The organism is Methylotenera sp. (genome assembly GCF_036401095.1).
GTDB lineage: Bacteria > Pseudomonadota > Gammaproteobacteria > Burkholderiales > Methylophilaceae > Methylotenera.
The window spans coordinates 362,200-386,319 of sequence record NZ_DASWWA010000001.1; the positions used below are offsets into that span (position 1 = coordinate 362,200).

The 24,120-nt window shown below is 45.6% G+C and carries 26 protein-coding genes and 1 other RNA gene; 14 read left to right on the plus strand and 13 right to left on the minus strand.

Features of this window, described 5'->3' with window-relative positions; genetic code table 11:
- Nucleotides 1-20 precede the first annotated feature (20 nt).
- Both mobA and moaA read right to left on the minus strand, forming a co-directional pair.
- Complete coding sequence (gene mobA / locus VGD82_RS01685; RefSeq protein ID WP_331018726.1) at nt 21-617, minus strand: molybdenum cofactor guanylyltransferase MobA; 597 nt, start codon at nt 615-617, stop codon at nt 21-23.
- On the minus strand, nt 618-1,643 hold the full coding sequence (gene moaA / locus VGD82_RS01690) for a GTP 3',8-cyclase MoaA (RefSeq protein ID WP_331018727.1): 1,026 nt from the start codon (nt 1,641-1,643) through the stop codon (nt 618-620). It abuts the gene before it with no gap.
- 102 nt (nt 1,644-1,745) lie between these two features.
- On the opposite strand from moaA, the gene VGD82_RS01695 reads away from it, so the two are divergent.
- The 5 genes from VGD82_RS01695 to VGD82_RS01715 are packed head-to-tail and all read left to right on the plus strand — an operon-like array spanning nt 1,746 to nt 7,722.
- Nucleotides 1,746-2,228, plus strand: a complete 483-nt coding sequence (locus tag VGD82_RS01695) for a formate dehydrogenase subunit gamma (RefSeq protein WP_331018728.1) — start codon at nt 1,746-1,748, stop codon at nt 2,226-2,228.
- Nucleotides 2,225-3,778 (plus strand): NADH-quinone oxidoreductase subunit NuoF, encoded by a 1,554-nt coding sequence (locus VGD82_RS01700; protein ID WP_331018729.1) that lies wholly within the window; start codon nt 2,225-2,227, stop codon nt 3,776-3,778. Before VGD82_RS01695 ends, VGD82_RS01700 begins: the two co-directional genes overlap by 4 nt.
- A 9-nt stretch (nt 3,779-3,787) precedes the next feature.
- Entirely contained in the window at nt 3,788-6,652 is a 2,865-nt protein-coding gene (gene fdhF, locus VGD82_RS01705; protein ID WP_331018730.1) for a formate dehydrogenase subunit alpha, read from the plus strand.
- 9 nt (nt 6,653-6,661) lie between these two features.
- Nucleotides 6,662-7,483 carry a formate dehydrogenase accessory sulfurtransferase FdhD gene (gene fdhD, locus VGD82_RS01710; protein WP_414684450.1) on the plus strand — a complete coding sequence of 274 codons (822 nt, stop codon included), beginning with the start codon at nt 6,662-6,664 and terminating at the stop codon, nt 7,481-7,483.
- Between the two features lie 20 nt (nt 7,484-7,503).
- Nucleotides 7,504-7,722, plus strand: coding sequence for a formate dehydrogenase subunit delta (locus tag VGD82_RS01715; RefSeq protein ID WP_331018731.1), 219 nt, complete (start codon nt 7,504-7,506; stop codon nt 7,720-7,722).
- Between the two features lie 109 nt (nt 7,723-7,831).
- Here VGD82_RS01715 and VGD82_RS01720 read toward each other — a convergent pair whose 3' ends face one another.
- From VGD82_RS01720 to VGD82_RS01740, 5 genes are all read right to left on the minus strand, one after another.
- Nucleotides 7,832-9,484 carry a glycosyl transferase gene (locus VGD82_RS01720; protein WP_331018732.1) on the minus strand — a complete coding sequence of 551 codons (1,653 nt, stop codon included), beginning with the start codon at nt 9,482-9,484 and terminating at the stop codon, nt 7,832-7,834.
- A gap of 144 nt (nt 9,485-9,628) precedes the next feature.
- On the minus strand, nt 9,629-9,871 hold the full coding sequence (locus VGD82_RS01725) for a type B 50S ribosomal protein L31 (RefSeq protein ID WP_135278652.1): 243 nt from the start codon (nt 9,869-9,871) through the stop codon (nt 9,629-9,631).
- Nucleotides 9,872-9,990: 119 nt separating this feature from the next.
- Nucleotides 9,991-11,250: a transcription termination factor Rho gene (gene rho, locus VGD82_RS01730; RefSeq protein ID WP_015832965.1), complete on the minus strand. Its 1,260-nt coding sequence runs from the start codon at nt 11,248-11,250 to the stop codon at nt 9,991-9,993.
- 153 nt (nt 11,251-11,403) lie between these two features.
- Nucleotides 11,404-11,730 (minus strand): thioredoxin TrxA, encoded by a 327-nt coding sequence (gene trxA / locus VGD82_RS01735; protein WP_015832964.1) that lies wholly within the window; start codon nt 11,728-11,730, stop codon nt 11,404-11,406.
- Between the two features lie 100 nt (nt 11,731-11,830).
- The gene (locus tag VGD82_RS01740) at nt 11,831-13,411 is read right to left on the minus strand and encodes a hypothetical protein (protein WP_331018733.1); all 1,581 of its coding nucleotides are present in this window, start codon (nt 13,409-13,411) and stop codon (nt 11,831-11,833) included.
- 169 nt (nt 13,412-13,580) lie between these two features.
- Here VGD82_RS01740 and VGD82_RS01745 point away from each other — a divergent pair, with 169 nt between their 5' ends.
- The gene (locus tag VGD82_RS01745) at nt 13,581-14,054 is read left to right on the plus strand and encodes a TlpA disulfide reductase family protein (protein WP_331018734.1); all 474 of its coding nucleotides are present in this window, start codon (nt 13,581-13,583) and stop codon (nt 14,052-14,054) included.
- Nucleotides 14,055-14,144: 90 nt separating this feature from the next.
- Here VGD82_RS01745 and VGD82_RS01750 read toward each other — a convergent pair whose 3' ends face one another.
- From VGD82_RS01750 to VGD82_RS01765, 4 genes are all read right to left on the minus strand, one after another.
- Entirely contained in the window at nt 14,145-14,462 is a 318-nt protein-coding gene (locus VGD82_RS01750; protein WP_331018735.1) for a DUF3579 domain-containing protein, read from the minus strand.
- Between the two features lie 218 nt (nt 14,463-14,680).
- Nucleotides 14,681-15,250: a BON domain-containing protein gene (locus tag VGD82_RS01755; RefSeq protein WP_331018736.1), complete on the minus strand. Its 570-nt coding sequence runs from the start codon at nt 15,248-15,250 to the stop codon at nt 14,681-14,683.
- A gap of 50 nt (nt 15,251-15,300) precedes the next feature.
- On the minus strand, nt 15,301-15,660 hold the full coding sequence (locus VGD82_RS01760; protein WP_331018737.1) for a YraN family protein: 360 nt from the start codon (nt 15,658-15,660) through the stop codon (nt 15,301-15,303).
- Between the two features lie 13 nt (nt 15,661-15,673).
- Entirely contained in the window at nt 15,674-17,335 is a 1,662-nt protein-coding gene (locus VGD82_RS01765; protein WP_331018738.1) for a penicillin-binding protein activator, read from the minus strand.
- 15 nt (nt 17,336-17,350) lie between these two features.
- On the opposite strand from VGD82_RS01765, the gene rsmI reads away from it, so the two are divergent.
- Together rsmI and pyrC are read left to right on the plus strand one after the other, a co-directional pair.
- Complete coding sequence (gene rsmI / locus VGD82_RS01770; RefSeq protein ID WP_331018739.1) at nt 17,351-18,193, plus strand: 16S rRNA (cytidine(1402)-2'-O)-methyltransferase; 843 nt, start codon at nt 17,351-17,353, stop codon at nt 18,191-18,193.
- Nucleotides 18,194-18,226: 33 nt separating this feature from the next.
- Nucleotides 18,227-19,270 carry a dihydroorotase gene (gene pyrC, locus VGD82_RS01775; protein WP_331018740.1) on the plus strand — a complete coding sequence of 348 codons (1,044 nt, stop codon included), beginning with the start codon at nt 18,227-18,229 and terminating at the stop codon, nt 19,268-19,270.
- A 105-nt stretch (nt 19,271-19,375) separates the two neighbouring features.
- On the opposite strand, the gene VGD82_RS01780 is transcribed toward pyrC, so the two are convergent.
- A complete protein-coding gene (locus VGD82_RS01780) occupies nt 19,376-20,281 on the minus strand; it encodes a LysR family transcriptional regulator (RefSeq protein ID WP_331018741.1) in 906 nt (301 codons plus the stop codon).
- Nucleotides 20,282-20,411: 130 nt separating this feature from the next.
- Between VGD82_RS01780 and rnk the strand changes: the two genes are divergently transcribed.
- The gene (rnk, locus tag VGD82_RS01785) at nt 20,412-20,786 is read left to right on the plus strand and encodes a nucleoside diphosphate kinase regulator (RefSeq protein ID WP_331018742.1); all 375 of its coding nucleotides are present in this window, start codon (nt 20,412-20,414) and stop codon (nt 20,784-20,786) included.
- A 10-nt stretch (nt 20,787-20,796) separates the two neighbouring features.
- Here the strand turns inward: rnk and VGD82_RS01790 are convergent, their stop codons facing one another.
- On the minus strand, nt 20,797-21,024 hold the full coding sequence (locus VGD82_RS01790; RefSeq protein WP_331018743.1) for a VF530 family protein: 228 nt from the start codon (nt 21,022-21,024) through the stop codon (nt 20,797-20,799).
- Between the two features lie 110 nt (nt 21,025-21,134).
- Here VGD82_RS01790 and VGD82_RS01795 point away from each other — a divergent pair, with 110 nt between their 5' ends.
- The 5 genes from VGD82_RS01795 to rsmH form a co-directional block, all read left to right on the plus strand.
- Complete coding sequence (locus tag VGD82_RS01795; RefSeq protein ID WP_331018744.1) at nt 21,135-21,434, plus strand: flagellar basal body protein; 300 nt, start codon at nt 21,135-21,137, stop codon at nt 21,432-21,434.
- Nucleotides 21,435-21,460: 26 nt separating this feature from the next.
- Nucleotides 21,461-21,655, plus strand: a complete 195-nt coding sequence (locus VGD82_RS01800) for a YjfB family protein (RefSeq protein ID WP_331018745.1) — start codon at nt 21,461-21,463, stop codon at nt 21,653-21,655.
- 227 nt (nt 21,656-21,882) lie between these two features.
- An RNA gene (rnpB, locus tag VGD82_RS01805) (RNase P RNA component class A) lies at nt 21,883-22,255 on the plus strand.
- A 625-nt stretch (nt 22,256-22,880) separates the two neighbouring features.
- A complete protein-coding gene (mraZ, locus tag VGD82_RS01810; RefSeq protein ID WP_331018746.1) occupies nt 22,881-23,327 on the plus strand; it encodes a division/cell wall cluster transcriptional repressor MraZ in 447 nt (148 codons plus the stop codon).
- A 128-nt stretch (nt 23,328-23,455) separates the two neighbouring features.
- Nucleotides 23,456-24,120 (plus strand): 16S rRNA (cytosine(1402)-N(4))-methyltransferase RsmH (gene rsmH, locus VGD82_RS01815; protein WP_331018747.1); only part of this gene is annotated, 665 nt, incomplete at its 3' end.

The window sequence follows — 24,120 nt, forward strand, 5'->3', positions numbered from 1 at the left end:
GCGATCCTATCGCGCTTGTCCTAATGGGCACTGCTTTGTGCCAGCTTTGATTCTAGTTTGATAATATCATCTGGGCTATTTAAATTTTCAAATGCGTCATTGTCATCCCCAAAGTCCACCTCTATATAGTGCTGACTTTTTTGCCATGCATGTACTTTTCTATTGCCTTGGGCAAGAAAGTGATTGAGGCTAGGGAGTAGTGTTTTTTTGCATAGACAAAATACCGGGTGATTATTGCCGCCGCAAGTGGCCACGGCAACATCTGCATTAGCTTGTAATAAGCCTGCTTTGAGTTTATTTACCAAATTGGCTGGCAGTAATGGCGAGTCGCAAGGCACAAATAGCACTAAATCATGTGTTGCATGTTTGAGCCCAAGTTGCATCCCAGCCAAAGGGCCTGCGAAATCTGCGATTTCATCTTGCAATACGCGGTAGCCTAGCGTGTTGTAATAGGCTAGCTCTCGGTTTGCATTAATCATAATTTCATTGACTTGTGGTGTCAGTCTAGCAATCACGTGCTTGATGAGTGGTTGGGATTGAAGCTCTACTAAACCCTTGTCAATCCCGCCCATACGTATAGCCCGTCCACCGGCAAGAATGAGCGCTGAAACCGACATTTAGCCGCCTGTATGGGACATGAACCTTACCACCGCAGGCTTGGCCCGTCGTAAATCAAAATCATGCCCTTTTGGTTTAATTGACATACTATCAAGGATTGCCTGAATCAATGGTTGATCGTCATTCGGGTGGTTACGTAACAGTGGCATCAGGTCCACTTTGTCTTCTTGGCCTAGGCACAGAAATAGCTCGCCTTTGCAGGTGATGCGTACGCGATTGCATGCCTCGCAGAAATTGTGTGAGTGTGGTGAAATGAACCCAATTTTCGTGTTGCTATCATTTACCCGCCAGTAGCGCGCAGGGCCGCCTGTGGTGACTGTGCTAGCGGTCAGTGCGTAATTGCTTTGCAGCGTTTTGAGGGTTTCTGCATTGCTGACGAAAGTAGAATCCCGTGTATGGTCAACTTCACCTAATGGCATTTCCTCAATAAAGGAAATATCAATGGCTTGTTGTATGGCAAAGTCAACGAGCGCCTGTACTTCATCGTCGTTGGTGCCGCGCATGAGTACTGTGTTGAGTTTGATGTTGTCAAAACCGGCTTGCTTGGCAGCTTGTATGCCGCGCAGTACTTTATCGAGTTCGCCAGTGCGCGTGATTTTTTTAAAGCGCTCGCTGTTTAAGCTGTCCAGGCTGATGTTAATACGCTTAACGCCCGCTTGTTTTAGGCTGGCAGCTTGTTTCTCTAATTGGCTGCCGTTGGTGGTAAGTACTAACTCTTTGAGCTTTTCAAGTTTGCCGACTTCTTCAAATAGCCAGAGTGCATTTTTACGTACTAGCGGCTCGCCGCCTGTGATGCGTACCTTGGTTACGCCTAGCTGCACAAATGCTTTTACCAGGCGCAGGCATTCTTCTAAACTGAGCACTTCGTCGCGCGGCAGAAAGGTCATTTCTTCAGCCATGCAATACGTGCATCTAAAGTCGCAGCGGTCTGTGATAGAAAGCCGAATATAGTCAACCTGACGGCCAAATTGGTCGATTAGCTTGTCTGGATAATTGGATGTTGAGTCAGGCACTTTTTCAGTCACGAGTTGTCGTATCTAGTAGCAATTTACATTTCATTAACATTTTACATTAATATTATAGTAGGATTGTAGTATCGTCATAATAGTTGCTTTGGAGATATTAGCTTGCTAGATTCAAATACACCACTAGTAGATGCTGATGCGTTAATTAGTCGCTTAATTACCGAACACCAACATCGTCCCGGCGCATTGATGCCTTTGTTGCATGCGATTCAAGACAATCTAGGTTATGTGCCTGAGTCTGCCTATCCGCAGATATCCAAAACATTGGCTTTATCCGTAGCGGAAGTGCACGGCGTGGTTACATTCTACCACCACTTTAGAACACATAAGCCTGGTCGTAATGTAATGCAGATTTGTCGTGCTGAATCATGTCAGTCTATGGGTAGTGAAGCATTAGAAGCGCATGCGAAGAAGTGCCTGAATATTGATTACCACCAAACCACTGCTGATAACGCAATTACGCTAGAAGCTGTGTACTGTTTAGGAAACTGTGCATTGTCGCCATCGGTGATGATGAACGATGAGATTTATGGACGAGTGTCTCCATCTGATTTAGATGCACTGATTGCGGAGGCAAGAGCATGACAGCAAAAATTTATATTCCGCGCGATTCCAGTGCTTTGGCAGTGGGTGCTGAGAAAGTGGCAGTTGCTATTGCCGCTGAGGCTAAAGTGCGCGGTTTGGATGTGGAAATTATTCGCAATGGTTCGCGTGGCCTGTACTGGCTGGAAACTTTGGTGGAAGTATCAACACCGAATGGTCGTGTAGCTTATGGTCCGGTAAAAGTAAAAGACGTACCTTCACTATTTGATGCTGATTTCATCAATGCAAAACCTCACGCTTTAAGTTTGGGCTTAACCGAAGAAATCGATTGGCTCAAAAAACAGCAGCGCTTAACGTTTGCGCGTGTCGGGGTGACTGACCCAATATCACTAGATGATTACATCGCACATGATGGCTATAAAGGCCTGAAAAATGCACTAAAACTTAGTGGTGCAGAAATCGTTAAAGCTGTGACTGACTCTGGCTTGCGTGGCCGTGGTGGTGCAGCGTTCCCTACCGGGATTAAATGGAACACGGTGCTGGGCTGTGCGTCAGAACAGAAATACGTAGTGTGTAATGCCGATGAGGGTGACTCAGGCACATACTCAGACCGTATGATTATGGAAGGCGATCCTTTCGTGCTGATCGAGGGGATGACCATTGCCGGTGTCGCAGTAGGTGCTACACAAGGCTATATTTACCTGCGTTCAGAGTATCCTCACGCATTGGTAGCCTTGAATCAGGCGATTGAGGTAGCAAATAAAGCGGGTTATTTAGGTGACAATGTATTGGGCAGCGGTAAAACTTTCCACTTGGAAGTGCGCCGTGCTGCGGGTGCTTATGTCTGTGGTGAAGAAACTTCGCTACTAGAGAGCTTGGAAGGTAAGCGTGGGTTGGTGCGCTTTAAACCGCCACTACCCGCGATTGAAGGCTTGTTCGGCAAGCCAACGGTTGTCAATAATGTAATTTCACTGGCTTCAGTGCCGATTATTTTAGATAAAGGCGCGCAATATTATGCTGATTACGGCATGGGCCGTTCACGTGGCACGCTGCCAATTCAGCTGGCTGGTAATCTGAAACAGAATGGCTTGGTAGAGTTAGCGTTTGGCGCAACCTTGCGTGAGTTGCTGTATGACTTTGGTGGAGGCTCTGCGACTGGTAAGCCTATCCGTGCCGTACAGGTAGGCGGGCCTTTGGGCGCATTCTTGCCGGAGAGTCAGTTTGACACACCTTTAGACTACGAAGAGTTTACTAAAATTTGGGCGGTGCTTGGTCACGGCGGTATTGTTGCATTTGATGATACGGTTGATATGTCAAAAATGGCACGTTATGCCTTTGAGTTCTGTGCGGTTGAGTCTTGTGGCAAATGTACCCCATGCCGTATTGGTTCTACACGCGGCGTTGAGGTGATTGATAAGATACGATCTGGTAAAGACCACGCTAAAAATATTCAATTGGTACGCGATCTAAGTGACACCATGCTAAATGGCTCTTTATGCGCACTTGGCGGCATGACCCCTTATCCTGTACTTAGCGCACTAAATCACTTCCCGCAAGACTTTGGACTACCTGCTGAAACTCAAGTGGGTTAGGAGAGAACTATGGACGAAATTAAATACAATTCGAGCATCGACTACGGCACCCCTAAAAGTCAATCGGCCAAGCAAGTTACGCTGACGATAGATGACAGAGAAATTACAGTGCCGGATGGCGTGTCTATCATGCACGCAGCGGCAGTGGCTGGCGTAATGGTGCCTAAGCTGTGTGCAACCGATAGCTTGGAGCCTTTCGGTTCCTGCCGCTTGTGTTTGGTGGAAATCGAAGGCCGCCGTGGCTATCCAGCATCATGTACTACTCCAGTTGCCGATGGCCTTAAAGTGCATACACAAACGCCAAAGCTTGCTGACATTCGTCGCGGCACCATGGAGCTATACATTTCAGATCACCCATTAGATTGCCTAACTTGTGCAACTAACGGTGACTGTGAACTGCAAGACATGGCGGGTGCGGTAGGCTTGCGTGAAGTGCGTTATGGTTATGATGGTGAGAACCATTTAGCTTCAGCCAAAGATGAAAGCAACCCATATTTCACGTTCGACCCTAGCAAATGTATCGTCTGTTCACGCTGTGTGCGTGCCTGTGAGGAGACTCAAGGTACATTCGCGTTAACCATCTCAGGCCGCGGTTTTGAATCTAAAGTTTCTGCCGGTAATAAAGACTTCTTGGATTCAGAGTGCGTTTCTTGCGGTGCTTGTGTACAGGCCTGCCCAACTGCAACCTTGATAGAAAAAACTGTGATTGAAGCTGGTACGCCAGAACACAGTGTAACAACTACCTGCGCATATTGCGGTGTGGGTTGTAGCTTTGATGCGGAAATGAAAGGCGAAGAAGTTGTCCGCATGACGCCAACCAAAGATGGCGGCGCTAACCATGGTCACTCTTGTGTAAAAGGCCGTTTCGCATGGGGTTATGCTACCCATAAAGACCGCATCACCACCCCGATGATTCGTAAGAGCATCAAAGACCCTTGGCAACAAGTGGGCTGGGACGAGGCGATTAACTACGCAGCGAGCGAGCTAACACGTATTCAGAAGCAGTATGGCAGCGATGCGATTGGCGGCATTACGTCATCACGTTGTACCAATGAAGAAGTTTACGTGACGCAAAAATTGATTCGCGCAGTATTTGGCGTGAATAACGTGGATACTTGTGCACGTGTTTGCCACAGCCCAACCGGCTATGGTTTAAAACAAACCCTAGGTGAATCTGCCGGTACACAGACTTTTGATTCCGTGATGTATTCAGATGTGATTTTCATTATCGGCGCTAACCCAACAGATGGTCACCCTGTATTTGCATCACAAATGAAGCGTCGTTTACGTGAAGGCGCAAAACTCATTATTGCTGACCCGCGTGAAATTGATTTGGTTGCAAACTCTCCACACATTCGTGCGGATTATCACCTCAAATTGCGTCCAGGTACTAACGTTGCCTTGATTTCAGCATTGGCACATGTGATTGTGACTGAGGGCTTGGTGCAAGAAGCATTTGTGAAAGAGCGCTGCGAGTGGGATTCATTCGTAGAATGGCGTGATTTTGTGGCTAAACCTGAAAATTCACCTGAAGCGCTAGCAGAAGAATTAGGCGTGGATGCTGAAACTGTTCGTGCTGCAGCACGTATGTATGCTACAGGCGGCGATGCTGCAATTTACTATGGTCTTGGCGTTACCGAGCATAGCCAAGGTTCTACTACAGTAATGGGCATTGCTAACTTGGCTATGGCAACTGCTAATATCGGTCGTGAAGGTGTGGGTGTTAACCCATTGCGCGGTCAAAACAACGTACAAGGCTCATGTGATATGGGCTCTATGCCGCATGAGTTCCCAGGTTACCGTCACGTGGCAGATGATGCGACACGTGCCTTGTTTGAATCAGCTTGGGGCAGGCCTTTGAGCAAAGAGCCTGGTTTACGTATTCCAAACATGCTGGACGAAGCTAGCGAAGGTAACTTCAAAGGGCTATATTGTGTTGGTGAAGATATTGTTCAGTCAGACCCTAATACACAGCACGTCACCCACGCTTTAGAGAATATGGAGTGCGTGATTGTTCAAGATTTGTTCCTGAACGAAACTGCCATGTTCGCACACGTGTTCTTCCCAGGGGCTTCATTCCTAGAGAAGAGTGGTACGTTTACCAATGCTGAGCGCCGTATTTCACCTGTGCGTAGAGTGATGCGTCCAAAAAATGGTTATGAAGATTGGGAAGTTACCACTAAGTTATCTGAAGCATTAGGTTACCCAATGCAATACAACCATGCTTCAGAAATTATGGATGAGATTGCTGCGTTAACGCCTACATTCCGAGGTGTAAGCTTCAAGAAACTGGATGAAGTGGGTAGTGTGCAGTGGCCATGTGATGATGAACATCCTGATGGCACACCGATTATGCATATTGACGAATTTGTGCGCGGCAAAGGTAAGTTCTTTGTGACCCAATACGTGCCAACGACAGAGAAAGTGAATGCTAAATTCCCATTGATCCTGACAACAGGTCGTATTCTGTCTCAATACAATGTAGGGGCGCAAACACGTAGAACCAAAAATACTGCTTGGCATGCTGAGGATATCTTGGAGATACACCCACATGACGCAGAGGAGCGCGGAATTAAAGAGGGTGACTGGGTGGGTATTGTGAGCCGTGCGGGTGAAACCGTGTTGCGCGCTAAAATTACAGAGCGTGTGCAGGCGGGTGTGGTTTATACGACTTTCCATCATCCTGAATCTGGTGCTAACGTAATTACCACTGACAACTCAGACTGGGCAACCAACTGCCCTGAGTTTAAGGTAACCGCAGTGCAAGTGTCGCGTGTCAGCCAGTTGTCTGATTGGCAAAAACACTACAAAACATTCAGTGAAGCGCAAATTGCTTTTGCCGGTAAAAAAGCAGAAGCCGCAAAAATTAACTAGGAGTTTAGGCTGTCTTTAATATTAGATGTATCTACCAGTCAGTTCGAAGTTGCGCAGTGGCAAAATGGAAAGCTACAGCTCACTTCGGACTGCCTAGCAGAAGAAACCCCGGTTGCCTTAGTTTATAACGGTGTGTCACATGCCGTCATGTTGGCAACAGCGCAAGATCTAGAAGATTTTGCATTAGGCTTCTCGCTGTCTGAAGGCATTATAGAGCAAGCGAGTGAGCTCTACGATGTAGATGTGCAGGTGCGTAACAATGGCATTGAACTGCATTGCGAGATAGCAACCGAACGCTTTGTGCAACTGAAAGAGCGCCGCCGCACCTTGGCGGGCAAGACTGGTTGCGGTTTGTGTGGTGCAGAAAGTTTGGGACAAGCGGTACGATATCCTGAGCCGTTGAAGTCTCAATCTGTATTTACCGCATCCAGTATCAAACGTGCGCTACATACGATGCAGTCCATGCAGGTTTTACAGCAGCAGACTGGTGCCACGCACGCTAGTGCGTTTGTGCTGGCTGATGGCACAATCAGTGTCGTACGCGAGGATGTGGGTAGACATAATGCGTTGGATAAGTTGGTCGGAGCGCTAGAAAGAGGTCGATTGAAGTCAGGTGTGGCTAATGATGGTTTTATTATCACCACAAGCCGTGCCAGTTTTGAAATGGTGCAGAAAACTGCCAGAGCGGGTGTGAGCTTGCTGGTAGCTGTGTCAGCACCTACCGGCTTGGCAGTGCGCGTGGCGCAAGCCTGTGGTTTAACTTTGCTAGGTTTTGCGCGTGAGAGTCGATATGTGGCATATAGCCACGGCGAAAGAATTTTGAACCAATAGATATAGAGAAGCTAGAGTATATGGATATTAAACGATTAATTTCAATGGCGAATCAGATTGGTGACTTTTATGAGTCTTACCCAAACCAGAGTCAAGCACAAGAAAATATCGCCAAGCACTTGAATAGCTTTTGGGCTCTGCCTATGCGTAAACAAATTGCTGAGTATGTAAGTGTGCAGGGTGGTAATGGTTTGCATCAAGCGGTGCAAACAGCCATTAAAGCGCATATCCAACTTTAAGTCACACTACGTCTGTACTCTACCTAACTACAGACTCCGCTGACGCCAATCACATAGTCGTGTCTGGTATGTGGTGCATTCCCCTAGATATTTATCTCTGAAGATAGCTTTAGTGCTGGCGTTGATAAAGCCTAAAGCTTTCCTTCCTGTCGGCGGCCCGCTTGCCTCGCCAAATTAAGGTCCACTCATCACTAGGCTGCATTCTGGTCGTTCCTCGTTCATCCTGTATAAGATAAAACTCGCATTGTGCAGCATGTGCTGTATCCATAGGCTCTAGATGCAGATTGGTGTGGTAATTTAATAATACGCGTTGTGATTGACCAACATTTAAGCTCTTGATGCAGGAGTTACTTTTGCCGATCGATTGCTGTAGCTGCGTAAAAGCAGGCATGTAACTCTTCGCACTATCAATCAGCGGCAACCATAGTGTCATGAGTAATCCCCATCCGAAAGTCATGCCTACTGCCCAGTTGGTAACGGTGGCACGGTTACTTTGCCTAACTCTAACGCAAGTGAATAGCCAGATGCTGGTGATAATGACAGCTAATACTAGGCTGATGATGCTAAGGCTAGTGCTATCACTGCCAGATAGAAACTGCATACGCTCTTTGATTCTGGCAGGGTGGCCTGTCATCATGGCAAACCAGCCAAGCCAGATCAGAAATCCGGCTAAACCAAATAAACTGATGCCAAACCAGTTTAATGCAGATGCGGCACCGCGCTTAAGATGATCCACGCTACCTGCGCCCAGTGCTACTAAAGGTAGTAATAATGTCAGCGCATTGATATCTTTATTATCAGCACCTGCACCTAGTGTAACTAGGCTAATGATAAAAAATACAATAATGAGCTGGAACCTAGGTTTACTCAATAATTGAGTGCGGTGGCGCCATAGGCTCCATAGCGCCAAAGGCAATGCGGGCCAGGCATACCAGATTAATATCTTAAAGAAATATGAAAGGTAGCTATTGTTGAAGCTGTTAACTTCTGTGTGCCACCATGCCTTAAATAGGTCTGGAAAATAAAGTGCGAAAGGTACCAGCCACAAGGCCACCAGCGGTAGTGCGACCAAAACTGCAACGCTGACAAATATTGCAAAACTCTTGGTGCGCCAATGGTTGAATATTAAGGCTAAAGATAATGCAGTGCCGATTAAAATCAACACCGGTAACAGCCCTTTGGCTAGAAAGCCAACAGCAATAGCTGAGCCCATTAGTAAACTGGCCCGCCATGGCCTGCGCTTGGATAGTGCGAGTGCATAAAATCCAGTTGCAGTGCTGGCAAGTGTAGCGACTTCGGCATTCAGGCTGTGTGCATTTAAAATCAGGCCAATGGTGCCAATCATAATAAATGTTGCGTAACGCCCCACGCCATGCGTCCATAGCTCACGCCCTGTCATGCCTACCATCAGTAGCGTGATTGACATCCACAGCACGTTAATGAGGCGTGCGCCATCATGTATATCGAACAGGTAGCTAAATAGCTTAGCGCTACCTGCAGCGGATAAGTGATATAAGGGCGGTAAATCTAAAAGTGATTGGTTTACGGCTAACGGGGCGATGATGTGGCCGTTGTCCAGGATGTCTTTAACGATGCTGATGCTGGTTGTTTCTAGCGGCTTCCACGGCGCATGGCCAATCAGGCCAAGAAAAATCCAGATAATAGATAACAGGACAAGGAGTTGTGTTTTTGTGTTCTCACCGATGCGCGCGCGCGGTGTGGACATATTGCCTTGCCAGTCATGATCAAGTTGGAAGCGCATGTGGATTAGCTCGGAGTCTGCATCATTGAAGTATGCCCATTTTATATGAGCACGTGAGTTGTATAAACAACATACTAAAACAAAAGGCAGCCTAAGCTGCCTTTTGATAAACGATAATCTGCAAGCAGGATCGTATTTATTGAATTACATGCCGTATTTTTTACGGAATTTATCAACACGACCAGCAGTGTCAAGAATCATTTGTTTACCAGTGTAGAACGGGTGTGATTTTGATGAAACTTCAATCTTAACTAACGGGTACTCTTTACCGTCAGTCCACTTGATAGTGTCACGAGCAGCGATAGTTGAGCGTGTGATAAAGCTAAAGTCAGCACCAATGTCTTGGAATACGACTTCGCGGTATTCTGGATGAATTCCATCTTTCATAATAATAGCCTCTAATTGATTGCCGAATGATACGGCATATGTTGCAAATTTTTGCGATAACTCAGCATTATATTTATATTGCTGAAGCTATGCAAGGTAAATTGTTTAAAGTAAAGGGGTTAGCCTCTACGCATGCTGTCAAAGAAATCCGCATTGTTTTTCGTTGACTTGATTTTGTCCAGCAAGAACTCCATCGCCTCCAGGTCATCCATAGGGTAGAGCAATTTGCGTAGTACCCAGATTTTTTGCAGTACATCTTTTTCAATCAGTAACTCTTCACGACGTGTGCCGGACTTGTTCACATTGATTGCTGGGTATTGGCGTTTCTCTGCCATGCGGCGATCCAGATGGATCTCCATATTGCCGGTACCTTTGAACTCCTCGTAAATCACATCATCCATACGCGAGCCAGTATCCACTAGCGCAGTAGCAATAATGGTGAGTGAGCCACCTTCTTCAACATTTCTGGCGGCACCAAAGAAGCGTTTAGGGCGTTGCAATGCGTTGGCGTCTACACCGCCGGTCAGTACTTTGCCTGATGATGGAATCACGGTGTTATATGCGCGTGCTAAGCGAGTTATAGAGTCTAGTAAGATGACTACATCTTTTTTATGCTCAACCAGGCGTTTAGCTTTTTCCAACACCATTTCAGCAACCTGTACGTGACGCGTGGCAGGTTCATCGAACGTAGAAGCAACTACTTCACCCTTAACTGAGCGTGTCATCTCCGTCACTTCTTCAGGACGCTCGTCGATTAATAGTACGATTAAAATTACATCAGGATGGTTGGCGGTAATGGCATGTGCAATGTTCTGCATCATCACCGTTTTACCGCTTTTCGGGCTGGCAACCAACAGGCCACGCTGACCTTTACCAATAGGCGCGATCATATCGATAACGCGGCTGGTGATGTTTTCAGCGCCTTTGATATCACGCTCTAGCGTAAGTGGAATGGTTGGGAATAAAGGTGTTAAGTTTTCAAACAGAATTTTATGTTTGGTGTTTTCTGGCGCTTCCCCGTTCACCATGTCTACTTTAACTAAAGCAAAGTAACGCTCACCATCTTTAGGAATGCGAATCTCGCCTTGAATGCTGTCGCCGGTGTGTAGATTGAAGCGGCGAATTTGAGAGGGTGAAACGTAAATATCGTCAGGACCTGCTAAATAAGAGGTGTCTGGTGATCTTAAAAAGCCGAATCCATCCTGTAAGACCTCTAAAGTACCATCGCCAAAGATGCTTTCGCCTTTTTTTGCCTTATTTTTTAAAATGGCAAAAATTAAATCTTGTTTGCGCATGCGGCTGGCATTGTCGATTTCGTTGGCAATGGCCATTTCTACTAATTCAGTAACAGGTAGATGTTTGAGGTCTGATAGATGCATGAAGTCTCGCTAAAACAAGATGTGTAGAGGTAATTTAAGGCTTAAGATATTAAGTGCCAGAGGCTAATTTATTTGCCTGAAGGGTGTGGTGCTTGGTTTTAAAGCATTAATTGTTTAAAACCAAGCGCTTGATTTATGCTTAGGGTAATGGGTTTAGATGTTGCTGTCAATAAAAGCGGTTAATTGTGATTTAGATAGCGCACCAACTTTTGTTGCTTCTACATTGCCATTTTTAAATAGCATGAGTGTAGGAATGCCACGAATGCCGTATTTAGGTGGTGTTTGTTGGTTATCATCAATATTTAGTTTAGCAACCTTGATGCGGCCAGCATATTCTTTTGAAATCTCATCCAGAATTGGTGCAATCATTTTGCATGGGCCACACCACTCTGCCCAGTAGTCTACAAGAACTGGGATTTGCGATTGTAGAACATCTTGCTCAAAACTTGCATCGCTAAGGTGTGTGATGTGTTCGCTCATAGAAAAAACCTTTAAATTGAATATGACTAAATAATACTTGAAAATGTGTATCGTAACGAAAAAAAATGTTTTAGTGAAGCCTAATTATACTGAATAAGATTTAATTCATGATGTTGAACTGAATGCGTTCTACTTCATGCGTTCTTTCTATTAGGCGATTAAGTGATACCTGTACGGTTTTTTGGTTGCATGTATATGTGAGCTGGCGACCATGGATGTATGTGCCTCTTGGGGCAATAATAGTCGCTGCCTGATTGACCGCGGTGATTTCGGGCAGTATAAGTATTTTGCTATGACTGCTGTGCTGAAAGGTTTGTGCAGTCGCGCTGTCTGCATTAGGTGCAATCAGTTGCACGCCGATGTCTAAACGGTCTCTTGTACCGCAATTCGCCCATTTCACTAGCCCAATCGACCACTGCTGTTCATTCTTTGCTTTTAATGCAATTAAACCACCGACTTTGATATTTTTTTGTGCGGTGTGGTAGCGCCTGATGGATATGCCGGTTGCACTGATGTTTAGTATCTTCCAGTGTGACGGGGTAACCTGATAGGCCTGCGCTACAGGGTTGCTGTTATTGGTAGGCGTGTTGGCTGTTGCCGTGGCAGTGATTGTGCTGTGTATATCTTCAATCCCTGCAACGATGTCAATATCCCCATTTTTAGCTGAGCGGCTAAATATTCGTTTAGGGGAGATGCCCCAATTAGTAATTAGGTAGGACAGTAACTCAATGTAGTCATTATGATTTGCATCGGCATTGATGCTGCCATTAGTTGGTGTGCTGCGATTTTGCAGATTGCTCAGGTCTTCGTGAATGCCGCGAATCAGGTCTATGGTATGTAGCAGCAATTCGGAATCTGGGTTAGGTTCTGACTTGAGTTTGCTGTAAGGAATAGGTGGCGCGTCTGATGTTAGGTTAATGATAAATGCGCCGGAGCTGTTTTCTAATGGCTCTATTGCAGTTACTCTTGCGCTCTGGATATGATGCGCTAAGTAGTCAGCTGTTGCGCTGATATCTTGCTGTGTCAGATGGTATGGCTGTGCTTGGCTGACAAGCAGCGTATGTTTGTAAGTGTCTTCGATTGATGTTAGTAAACGAGCATAAGTTTTAGCTTGGGCCGGAACTGGATCGACTGGAATATTCGTATACAGAATGCCAAGTTTGGCTGCGCAGAAATAAAGCTGATGCAAGTCGCTCCAGACATGGCTGGGTGGCGTTAAATAGGTTTGGTAATGTACCAGAGTGTATTCGGCAATAGCGTGCATCGCGCGCTGAATCGCTAGCGCTGAGCTTTTGTCTGTGCGTAGTTTAATCAGTTGGTTCTGTAAGTCGATTAGCACCAGTTTATAGCCGTAACCTAGTTCTAACCACAATGATTCGCAAGCGGTTGCTGCAGACTTTGCTTTATCTTCAAGTGGCAACGTGGAGTTGATATAGTCTGCAGAAAGTGCGGCAGTCACATTGATAATAAGGTTGCGATAGCAGTCCAGTGCTTGCGTTCTTTGGCTGGACGAAACTTTCTGACGGTTCAGAGTTTCCAATTCGTTGTGTAAATGTGTGGCAATGTCTGCCGGGTCTTGCGAGTTAATCTCCTGTAATAGTTGGTGTATTCTTTGCGGGCGAGTTTCCGCAATAAATACGGGGTGTTCTTGTAATACCGGAATATTCAGGTTTAATGCCATATTATTTTTTTTGCAATCAATTTATGTGTGTGGATGATTGTATGATATTGCTTATGTGAAAGTTACTATAAACAATATGTTACGGCTAGCATACATCTAAATATTTGTTTTTGCTAGCATCTCGATTTTTAGGCAGTCAGTTGTAGATTGCTGTTTCTGTGGCGGATTTATGTATAAGTTTTTATTGGGTTTGTTGATATTGTTATCCAGTCAGTTTGCTGGTGCTGAGGTTGCTGTTAAGTCTGACTTCTTGCTTAAAGATATGACAGGTGTGCAGCATCAGCTTTCTCATTATAAAGGTAAGTGGGTTTTGGTGAACTATTGGGCAACCTGGTGCCCGCCATGTCTGGAAGAAGTGCCGGATTTAGTGAATCTGTATGATCAACATCGTCAAAAAGACTTAATGGTGCTGGGTGTGGTGTTTGATTATAAAGACGTCAGTGAAGTAAAGGCATATGTGGATGATATGCTGATGTCATATCCTATAGTGCTAGGCGATGATAGTGTAGTGGAGCAGATTGGAACAGCGGAGGTGATGCCAACCACTTTTATCTACAACCCTAAAGGTAAGCTGGTGAAAGTAAAGCGCGGTATTGTGACTAAGCAGTATGTGGATAATCTGATGAAGGCTGGTGCTAAATAGCTGTTTATGCCTTGATCTTTGTTGCGACAGAAAGCTTATGTGTGTTGAGTAAATACACATAAGCTTTTGATTGCGGTAACTTACTTATCGTTAGTGTGGTACCGGAATGCTGTTGCCACTACTATCAAGCACGTTCAGCTGGTTCTCATCAGCAAAGTGCATCAATTGTGCGTAGCCTTCAGGGTTTACCACTTTTAATTTCAAATCAACTGCTAAGCAGCGTACACCATTCACCACTCTTGGTTTTAAGTAAGGTGAGTATTTTAGTTTGCGGTCATCGCCGAAAGTTGCGTATGTGCTGCACATACGGTCAACCCAGTCGCTAGGGCGAAATGGTTTGCCTGCACGGGTGTTGCCTTCGATAATAATCTCTTGTAGCTCTGGGGCGCTTTTCTGGTCTGTAGTCATTTATATTTACCAATGATTGTGCTGCTAAACAGCTTAAGAATTCCCTGCATTATAACATTGCCAGTCCCCGTGAAAATGTGCCTGATTTCAAAAGCAGCATAATAATTTAGACATGTTTGGGCTTGCTATGCAGGGTGTATGCGTTTGTGGGTAAGTTAGCCAGAGAGACTCGGTCTCTTTATCAGGCTTGCTTACCCGTTATTGCACGCTCATTCAGTTTAAGGCATGTATTCAAATACTTTTACTACAGTGGTGACACCGCTTACGTTGCGTGCGATTTCTGTTGCGGCATCTGCCTCTTTTTGTGTGACATAGCCCATGAGGTAAACGATGCTGTTCTCTGTCACTACTTTAACGTAATTGGCACTAAAGCGATTCTCAGTCACAAACTGAGTTTTAATTTTCGAGGTTAGGAATGAGTCGTTAGCGCGTGAGCTTAGTGTGGTTTTAGGGCCAATTGCTAACTCATTGGTGAGGCTACGTACGCTCTCTGTACCTAAGATGATGTTGCCTGCCTGAGACTTGGCACTTTCATTAGGTACTTCACCAGTTAACAGCACGTTGCCTTTGAAGCTTGTGACATTGACGTGAGCTTCTTCACCTAATGCGTCATGAATTTTTTTAATTGTTTTTAGTTCGATGTTTTGATCTTCAACATAGACGCCGGAAGTACGTCTATCTGCTGCCATTACGCCAGTGGCTGCTGCGCCGCCCACTACCACGGGTACGCAAGCGCTGATTTGAGTGGCTAATGCTACGGCGGCAAATAGTTTAATCGGTAGTTTCATATGAAGGTCCTCTGATGATTGGGATGGGTTAGTCGGACGATAAAAGTAGTTTAGAACGCGTCTTTTATCCATTCTACTGCGGTTATATCAAGAGCATGCATTAAAATTGCATCAAAGCGACAGGCGCTATCACCATGTGTCTGTAGATAGTGTTCCGCGGTTCGTGTGAGTTTTTGCTGCTTGCTTGGATTGATGCTCATGCCAGCGCCGCCAAATTTTGTATTGCTACGTAAGCGCACCTCTACAAAAACCAGTGTTTTACCGTCACGCATGATGAGGTCAATTTCACCATATGTAGCGCGAAAGTTCTTTTCTACGACAGTGAGTCCATTGTTTTGCAGAAAAGTTGCAGCAATTTGCTCTGCGGCCTGACCTTCGGTGATATTTTTGGCTAGTGGTTTCGTAGTCATGTGCCTAATTATATTACTGTTCTTGGCTAATGCCTTCGTAACTGAATCTTGCCATAGATGGCTGGCGTGTAATGCTACCGTGCTTGATGCTAAATTTGCCGGAAAGTCCGTTCAGCAGCACTTCTTTCTCGCTTGTTTGTTGTGTGGCCACCAAAATAGGTAATGCATCTACACCTAACGCATACCAGCGTAATAAGTCGTTAGAAGAAAGTGTGGCCGCGGCGCTTTGGTATGCGCTGAATTGTGTACTTGCTGGCAGTAAGAATGGAATTTCTACGAAGCGTACGTTACTCAATGCTGGGTCAGGTGTGGTCTCATGTATATTAGAGAATGCCAAAGTAGGGGTGCCCACACTCAGGTAGGGTTTGATGATGCGGGCGTCAGTTGTAGGTAACGCCAGTATGACCATGTCATGTGCTTTGGCATTGATTTTTGTTTGGATGTCGAGCAAGCCCAGGTCGTTAGCTGAGATGTTTTGTGGCAGGGTAATGATGTTAAAGCTATTGTGCTCTGCGTTTAGGTTAAATGCTTGCTGCCATGCAGTGCTGAAGCATTTTAACATTTCAGCAGAAGCGAAACTCTCGTTCGTAATGATCGCCACATGGTTAATGGCGTTTTTAACCGCAAACTTTACAATTTGTTGGGCTTCTTCATTGAGGTGTAAGCCTAGTGTGAGCGTTTGGTGATTGCTTTTTTGCGGCGTGGCGGCATTGGCTGTGTCATTCGCAAAGTCTAAATGAATAGCATAAGCAGTATTTGGCTGCGGTGGGGTTGTGTTGCCGTCAGGTAAGCTTGGTTCTTGATTGTCTGCACTGTGATTATCTGTACCCTGACTGTCGTTATCTTGATTATCAGGCGTATAAATCTGAATCGCATTGTTCAGGCCGTGAACTGCCAGTGCTGCAATTAAGCCGGCTTTAAACGCATCTACTCTTGCATTGTTTGCATCAGAAGTCGGCAGGTAACTAATTGTAATAGCATCGCCTGATGCTAACTTGAGTAATTGTGGTGCATTCTGATTGCTGCTTGGTCGTTGCAAACTGCTCGCCAGTGCTGTTGCTGAATGATCTGGATAGTTGATTTGCCAGCTTTTTAAACTGCTGCTTAAGTCTTGATTTTTTGCTGCCAAGGCTAAATCAACCCAGCCTTGCAAATTGTCGTCAGTGTTGTTGCCACGCATTGCTAAAAGTTCGTTTTGATCTAGCTTGCTCAGTAAATCCCATATTTGTGCTTGGTTGGCACTGATTGCATCTTTTTGATTATTGCCTGCGGTGTTTGATAGCGCTAGATCAACCTGTAATAAATGTACCAGCGCTTGTTCTGCATCTTGTAATTTGGCGAAAGCCTTTGCCAGATATTGATGCAAGCTGATTTTTGCGGCGGTGCTGAACTGCGTTTCTGCTTGTAGCGGCAGCAACAATTGTAATGCCTGGTCTAATGCTTGATTGGTATAGGCAATTTCGCCCTGCAGCAGTTTGGCATAAGGTGAGCTACTTGGTATTTTTGCCAAAGCGGCCATGGCGCATGCGATATTAGCCTGCTTGAGACAAGTTTCACCGGCCAAAAACTGCACTTCAGCTTTGCTATTGGACGGGCTGATTTGCTCTGCTGCTAAATTTAAACTGCTAAAAAGCAGGCATGTTGCTAAAATGATGTTTATTAAATTATTGGTCATTAAATTTTGTATCCTATGGGCATATTATATGTTGTCGCAACGCCAATTGGAAATTTGCAAGATATTACCTTGCGCGCGTTGGATACACTAAAGGCAGTTGATGCGATTGCGGCAGAAGACACACGCCATACTTCTGGCTTACTTAGCCATTTTGGCATTAGCAAAAAGCTGATTGCAGTGCATGAACATAATGAACATCAGTCTGCGGAGAAGTTGCTACAGCAACTGAATGCAGGTGAAAGTATTGCGCTGGTGACCGATGCGGGCACCCCTGGAATTAGTGATCCGGGTGCTGTGGTGGTCGATTTGGTGCGCAAAGCCGGGGTGAAGGTCGTGCCAGTGCCGGGAGTAAGTGCGGTGATTGCTGCGCTGTCGGCCAGCGGCATTGTGCAAAATGGCTTTTTATTCCATGGCTTTTTACCTGCAAGTGGTGCTGCGCGGCGTAAAGTGCTGGAAGCACTGAAAACACAAACGGTGACATTGGTCATATATGAAGCGCCACATCGGATTGTGGATAGCATTGCAGATATGTGTGCGGTGCTGGGTGGCGAGCGCCGCATTACTTTTGCGCGTGAACTGACTAAAACCTTTGAAACGATTTATAGCTGCGCGCTTTCAGATGCAGTCGCTTGGCTGGAGGCTGATACTAATCAGCAGCGCGGAGAGTTTGTGCTGCTGGTAGAGGCTGCTGCCATTAAAGACGCAGAGGAAATGCCTGAAGAAACTGTGCGCGTATTGAAATTATTACTGGCAGAGTTGCCCCTTAAGCAAGCAGTGAAGCTGGCCACAGAAATTACCCATGAAAAAAAGAATGTTTTATACGATTTTGCACTACAGCTAAAACAGCAGTCTGAATAATCCATCCGTACTATTGAATCAGAGTTATTGAATATGAATAAGCCTATGCACTCACTTACCATTACACGCCCAGATGACTGGCATTTACATTTAAGAGACGGCGGCGCACTTAAAGCGGTACTGCCGGACACGGCAAGGCAATTTGCACGTGCGATTGTGATGCCGAACTTGCGTCCGCCAGTGACTACGACAGCCTTGGCGATTGAGTACCGTGAACGGATCCTGAACGCGCTGCCGGTAGGTGCGAACTTTGAGCCGTTGATGACTTTGTATCTGACCGACAACACGACGGCTGAAGAAATTGAACGTGCTAAAGCCAGCGGTATTGTGCATGGAGTGAAGCTTTACCCCGCGGGCGCTACAACTAATAGTGACTCTGGTGTGACTAATCTGGGGCACTGTGTGAAAGCGTTGGAGGCCATGGAAAAAGTGGGTATGCCATTGCTGGCACATGCAGAAGTGACCGATAGTGATGTTGATGTGTTTGATCGTGAGCGCGTGTTCATTGAGCGCAATATGATTCCATTGCTTAAGAAGTTTCCAGGCTTAAAAGTGGTGTTTGAGCATATTACTACGAGAGATGCTGCAGATTTCGTAACACAGGCGTCCAGCAATGTGGCAGCGACTGTTACGGCACATCATTTGCTGATGAACCGTAATGATATGTTTAAAGGTGGCATTCAGCCGCATCATTACTGTTTACCTATTCTAAAGCGTGAAGAGCACCGTGTGGCCTTGGTAAAAGCGGCAACCTCAGGCAACTCTAAATTTTTCTTAGGTACGGATAGTGCGCCTCATGCGAAGCATACAAAGGAGGCTGCGTGCGGCTGTGCGGGTATGTACACCGCGCATACTGCAATGGAGCTCTATGCAGAAGCGTTTGAACTGGCAGGTGCTTTGGATAAGTTGGAAGGCTTTGCGAGTTTTTACGGCGCTGATTTTTATGGCTTGCCACGCAATACAGAGCAAATTACTTTAGTGAAAGAAAGCTGGAAAGTGCCAGGTAGCTTGCCATATGAGGGTGATGTGCTAGTGCCGCTACGTGCAGAGCAAATGCTTAATTGGAAAATGCTGTAAATATACGTTTTTGAAATAACTCTTTACTTCAACTGCGCCATTTTTCGGGCTGGCGCAGTGTGAAATCTGTACTATGAGGCTGTCTGGCGCCCCAATACGCTAGAGCTATTCTTTATCCCAATAGGGCTCTGGGCCAAAGCGCTCACTTAAAAAATCAATCAAAGCCCGTGTTTTTAGCGGTAAGTTGCGTTTTGGTAGGTAAAGCGCGTATACATTTTGGTCAATCGGAATGCACTCCGGCAAAACAGACTGTAAGCGCTTGGCTTGTATATCTTTGCCAATAATAAAGGTTGGCAGTAACGCTAGTCCAAATCCTCCTAAAACTACTTGTGATAGTGCTTCATCGTCATTAATGCGTAAGCGCCCTGAAACCGGAACCAAGGTCTCTCTGCCTGCAACATCAAAGCGCCATAACCCGCTGTCTCCAGAGTGTATATAGTCTAGGCAGTTGTGCTGTGCCAATGCCTGTGGTGACTGCGGGATGCCAAATTGCTTAAAGTAATCTGGTGTGGCACACAGTCTGCGCCTGATTGGTGCGAGTTTTTTTGCAACCAGAGCCTCGGGTGGGTTTCTGGTGACGCATATCACTAGGTCGTAGCCTTCTTCAGCCAAATCAACCACCCGATCTGTGATGGTCATATCAATATCAAGTTCTGGGTAGCGATGCAGGAAGTCACCTACTGCTGGCGCAATATGCAAGGTGCCAAATGCCACGGAGGCTGCCACCTTCAGCACGCCGCGCGGCTGTGCATTCAGGCTTTCAATCATCTTATGTGCTTGGTCTGCCTCATCGTTGATGCGCGTGCAGTAATCAAAAAAAGACGCGCCAACCTCGGTTAGGCTCAAGTGGCGTGTGCTGCGGTTGAGTAAACTGGCGCCAAGGCTGTGTTCCAGTTTCGCAACAGCTTTGCTGACGGATGATCTCGACACGCCGAGCTTTCTTGCCGCGGCTGAAAAGCCCTGCTCATTCACCACATGGGCAAAAATTATCATTAAATTTAAATCGTACATGAGCTCATTGTATCCATATTGGAAACAGTTATGTGCGATTTGATGGTCTTATTTAATCTGTTTGTACCCATTAATATGTTGGTGTGCCGAGCATTGTGCTCGGCATTTTTACGATGTGTTGGGGAATGTGATGGAAATTGATAAATTAATACTTTCAGATCAAGATTATGCGCGACTTTCTATGCTTGCTAATGATGAGTTGTTAGGCGACGAGCTAAGCAGAGCGATTGTTGTGCCAGCAGACCAAGTGCCTGCAGATGTAGTTAGGATAAATTCACGCGTTATTTACCTAGATGAAAGTAGTGGTCTAAGCCGTGAAGTCGAGCTAGTGTTTCCAGAGGGGGCAGACCTGAAATACGGCAAGATTTCAGTGCTTTCGCCCGTGGGCTCCGCCTTGCTGGGTTTGAAGGAAGGTCAGGTGATTGATTGGCCATTCCCGCATGGGCAATCCAGACGCCTCAAAGTGGTCAGTGTAGCTAATTATTCGGGGGTGGAGCAAAGTTAGTGTGCTTGTGCTAATTGTGTTTCTGGATGGTGACTAAGTAGAGGCTTTCTACTTTGTCACGTGCCCATTGCGTTTTGCGTAAAAATTTTAAGCTCGATTTAATGCTGGGATCGCTGCTAAAACAATTGACAGGAATCTTATCGGCGAGCGTTTCCCAGCCGTAATAATCTACCAAATAAGTCACAATGGTTTCTAAAGTAAGCCCGTGTAATGGGTTGTTGTGTTGAGTGTTTGTCATAAGTGTATTTATATCATTAATCCGCCCGGATATATGCAAAAACTATATAGGTTGACACTGTTAATGCTACTTGGTAATGTGATCTTAATCTATTGAATTAAATTAAAATTATGAATGTAAGCACTTCTTTATCTGGCATGAATGCTGCGCAAACTCGATTAGACGTGGCTGCAAATAATATTGCCAATCTTAGTACCGATAACTTTACAAGAAAAGAAGTTGTGCAGGCTGATTTGCCAAATGGCGGTACCAAGGTGGCGGATATTAAAAGCGCCGCACAATCTGGCAGTAACTTAGAGGCTGATATGGTTGAGCAACTCAAAGCCAGAAATACTTATATGACTAATTTGTCGGTGTTTAAGTCTAATAATGATATGTTGATGGGTACTATCATCGACATTAATGCATAGGTTGCCATTGTGGTGAGGAGTTTGGTATGGACGTTTCAGGAATAGCAGCAGCGGCATCTAATCTAGCGCAGTACAAAACGGCTAGTGATGTGCAGCTGGCGGTATTTAAAAAAGCGATCGATATCAGCACTCAAAACTCGTTGCAACTTATTCAAGCCGCTACGCCGTCTTTACCTAATAATCCACCGAATCTCGGTAATAAAATTGATACATTTGCTTAGCTGAACGGTTTGGCTTATTTGTAACTCAATTGTGTATATGTTGCGCCCTGCATTGCATAAGCGGCACTGTTCTAAACTATCTCAAGATTGCGCACATGTTTTGTGTTCTAAACCCTCCAGTCTGATTTGCGCTAAATTAATACTTAATGTTGATCAGGTTTATTGCTGGCTGCGCTGTTGGTTAATAAACTCGGTTAGCTTGGTCTCACGCATGTTAAAATACGCTTGAAGCTGGCTAGACAGTCGCCGTTCACATTTAATTTGCCAGTTTACTGGTTAAGTTAAGCGGAGAGCTCCTTGTGGGTTCTCTTGGTGGAGGGAGGAAAGTCCGGGCTGCAAAGAGCGGGATGACGGTTAACGGCCGTCCGCTGAAAGCCGCAAGGTATAAGGCGAGGAATAGGGCCACAGAGACGAGCGTATTAAGTTACGGTGAAACGCGGTAACCTCCATTCGCAGCAAGACCAAATAGGCTGGTATTGGCGTGGCTCGCGCTGCCAGCGGGTAGGTTGCTTGAGCGTGCAAGTAATTGTACGCCTAGATGAATGACTGTCATGCGTTGTAAAACGCAAACAGAACCCGGCTTATCGGCCAGCTTCAATTTATCCAAATCTTTAGTTAATTTATCCCTCAGCGCGTTTTTCGCCTGTCTTGCATGATGAATTTTTATCCAATTTTTTATATTTCAATCTTAAAAAAACGCTCATTTAGCGATTGAGTGTGGTGCGCCATGGCGTCGATTTTTAGCGTCATTAATTTGCTCAACCCAGTATGGGCTTGGCTCATCGTCATGATGGTTAAAAATCTGGCTAATTGACAGCCAAAAAATCTCCTTTGTGACGGCTTAATTACAATTCAAACGCTTTCGCACTTATCCTAACAATCTACATTCACACAATTTTGTATGTGCTTAATTTATAACGATTTTATTTTTATGATAAAAATGCGCTAAGTCCTTGACCTGTAAAGAAAAAATAGCAAAAAAGCGCTTGCATTAGATAATTTTTTTATCTATAGTGCATCTTAGTGGGGAAAAGTGGGTTTTTGTGGGGAATTGCTCATTCGCGTGTAAGTGAAGTGCAGGTGTGGTGGTGTAAAGGTTGGCTCGTTAGATAACTACTAAGGGTTATTTGATTGGTGGCTTGTGATGATGTTTGGCAGTTCCCCATTTTTTATATTGAAATTGTTTGTTTAGGCTTAATCGGATTTTAAGGAAAATAACAGACGTATGTTTCGCGGTGCTACATCATTAAGTTTGGATGCCAAGAACAGACTCGCTGTGCCTACAAAGCACAGAGAGGCGTTGCAGCTTGAGTGCGCCGGTAACTTGGTGTTGACTGCGCATCCACACCGTTGTCTGTTGTTATACCCGCAACCGGCTTGGGAGCCTATTCAGGAAAAAATGATGGCTTTGTCATCATTTGATAAGCAATCTAGCGCTTTGCAAAGGTTGTTAGTCGGTTTTGCTGAAGATGTTAGCTTGGATAGTGCAGGTCGCTTGCTTGTGTCGCCAGTGTTGCGTGACTTTGCCGGCTTGGATAAAGAGGTAATGTTAGTTGGTCAGGGTAGCCATTTTGAATTGTGGAGCATGGCCGCATGGCGTGCCCAATTGGAGCAAGTAATGCAAGATGACGGTTTTGCAATGCCAGCAGAATTAGAGGGATTTTCGCTGTGATTAAGGGCGTGAACAGCGCGCCCACCAAAGCATCATTGTCTTCAAAAAAAGCGTCTCTAAAAAACGCTGATAAGTTAGAAAAGTACCCACAAGAAGTGTCAGTCTCAAATTCAAATCAAGATCAAAGCATGGCAGGTGAAAACGCTGCCGTTCATGCGCACATTACCGTGCTACTGAATGAGGCTGTGCATGCTTTAGACATTAAGCCAAATGGCATCTACGTAGATGGCACGTTTGGTCGCGGTGGACATTCCAGAAAAATTTTAGCGCAGTTAGGTGATAAGGGGCGATTGATTGCTTTTGATCGTGATTTAACTGCAATCGAGGCTGGTAAGGCGATTGATGATCCACGCTTTACGCTGGTGCATAGCCATTTTGCGGCAATGCGGGCGCGTTTGGCTGAGTTGGATGTGCAGCATGTGGATGGCATTTTATTGGATTTGGGTATCTCATCACCGCAAATTGATGAAGCCGGCCGTGGTTTTAGTTTTAGGTACGATGCGCCGCTGGATATGCGCATGGATCAAAGTAGTGGGGAAACAGCGGCAGACTTTCTTGGCCGTACAACAGAGCAGCAATTAGCGGAGGTTATAAAAAATTATGGTGAAGAACGGTTTGCTAAGTCGATTGCAAGGGCGATTGTTGCGGAGCGCAATGACGGGCGTGCCATCACCACTACTGGGCAGCTTGCCCAGATCGTGGCAGGTGCAGTCACGCGCTTCGAGCCAGGGCAGAACCCTGCAACGCGCACATTTCAAGCTTTACGGATTTTCGTCAATCAGGAGCTTGAGGA

Bases quoted from the DNA above. Each gene is read 5' to 3' on its own strand.
- mobA (WP_331018726.1), bottom strand. From the start codon at position 617: ATGTCGGTTTCAGCGCTCATTCTTGCCGGTGGACGGGCTATACGTATG.
- VGD82_RS01700 (WP_331018729.1), top strand. From the start codon at position 2,225: ATGACAGCAAAAATTTATATTCCGCGCGATTCCAGTGCTTTGGCAGTG.
- fdhF (WP_331018730.1), top strand. From the start codon at position 3,788: ATGGACGAAATTAAATACAATTCGAGCATCGACTACGGCACCCCTAAA.
- VGD82_RS01715 (WP_331018731.1), top strand. From the start codon at position 7,504: ATGGATATTAAACGATTAATTTCAATGGCGAATCAGATTGGTGACTTT.
- VGD82_RS01720 (WP_331018732.1), bottom strand. From the start codon at position 9,484: ATGCGCTTCCAACTTGATCATGACTGGCAAGGCAATATGTCCACACCG.
- VGD82_RS01725 (WP_135278652.1), bottom strand. From the start codon at position 9,871: ATGAAAGATGGAATTCATCCAGAATACCGCGAAGTCGTATTCCAAGAC.
- rho (WP_015832965.1), bottom strand. From the start codon at position 11,250: ATGCATCTATCAGACCTCAAACATCTACCTGTTACTGAATTAGTAGAA.
- trxA (WP_015832964.1), bottom strand. From the start codon at position 11,730: ATGAGCGAACACATCACACACCTTAGCGATGCAAGTTTTGAGCAAGAT.
- VGD82_RS01740 (WP_331018733.1), bottom strand. From the start codon at position 13,411: ATGGCATTAAACCTGAATATTCCGGTATTACAAGAACACCCCGTATTT.
- VGD82_RS01745 (WP_331018734.1), top strand. From the start codon at position 13,581: ATGTATAAGTTTTTATTGGGTTTGTTGATATTGTTATCCAGTCAGTTT.
- VGD82_RS01750 (WP_331018735.1), bottom strand. From the start codon at position 14,462: ATGACTACAGACCAGAAAAGCGCCCCAGAGCTACAAGAGATTATTATC.
- VGD82_RS01755 (WP_331018736.1), bottom strand. From the start codon at position 15,250: ATGAAACTACCGATTAAACTATTTGCCGCCGTAGCATTAGCCACTCAA.
- VGD82_RS01760 (WP_331018737.1), bottom strand. From the start codon at position 15,660: ATGACTACGAAACCACTAGCCAAAAATATCACCGAAGGTCAGGCCGCA.
- VGD82_RS01765 (WP_331018738.1), bottom strand. From the start codon at position 17,335: ATGACCAATAATTTAATAAACATCATTTTAGCAACATGCCTGCTTTTT.
- rsmI (WP_331018739.1), top strand. From the start codon at position 17,351: ATGGGCATATTATATGTTGTCGCAACGCCAATTGGAAATTTGCAAGAT.
- pyrC (WP_331018740.1), top strand. From the start codon at position 18,227: ATGAATAAGCCTATGCACTCACTTACCATTACACGCCCAGATGACTGG.
- VGD82_RS01780 (WP_331018741.1), bottom strand. From the start codon at position 20,281: ATGTACGATTTAAATTTAATGATAATTTTTGCCCATGTGGTGAATGAG.
- rnk (WP_331018742.1), top strand. From the start codon at position 20,412: ATGGAAATTGATAAATTAATACTTTCAGATCAAGATTATGCGCGACTT.
- VGD82_RS01790 (WP_331018743.1), bottom strand. From the start codon at position 21,024: ATGACAAACACTCAACACAACAACCCATTACACGGGCTTACTTTAGAA.
- VGD82_RS01795 (WP_331018744.1), top strand. From the start codon at position 21,135: ATGAATGTAAGCACTTCTTTATCTGGCATGAATGCTGCGCAAACTCGA.
- VGD82_RS01800 (WP_331018745.1), top strand. From the start codon at position 21,461: ATGGACGTTTCAGGAATAGCAGCAGCGGCATCTAATCTAGCGCAGTAC.
- mraZ (WP_331018746.1), top strand. From the start codon at position 22,881: ATGTTTCGCGGTGCTACATCATTAAGTTTGGATGCCAAGAACAGACTC.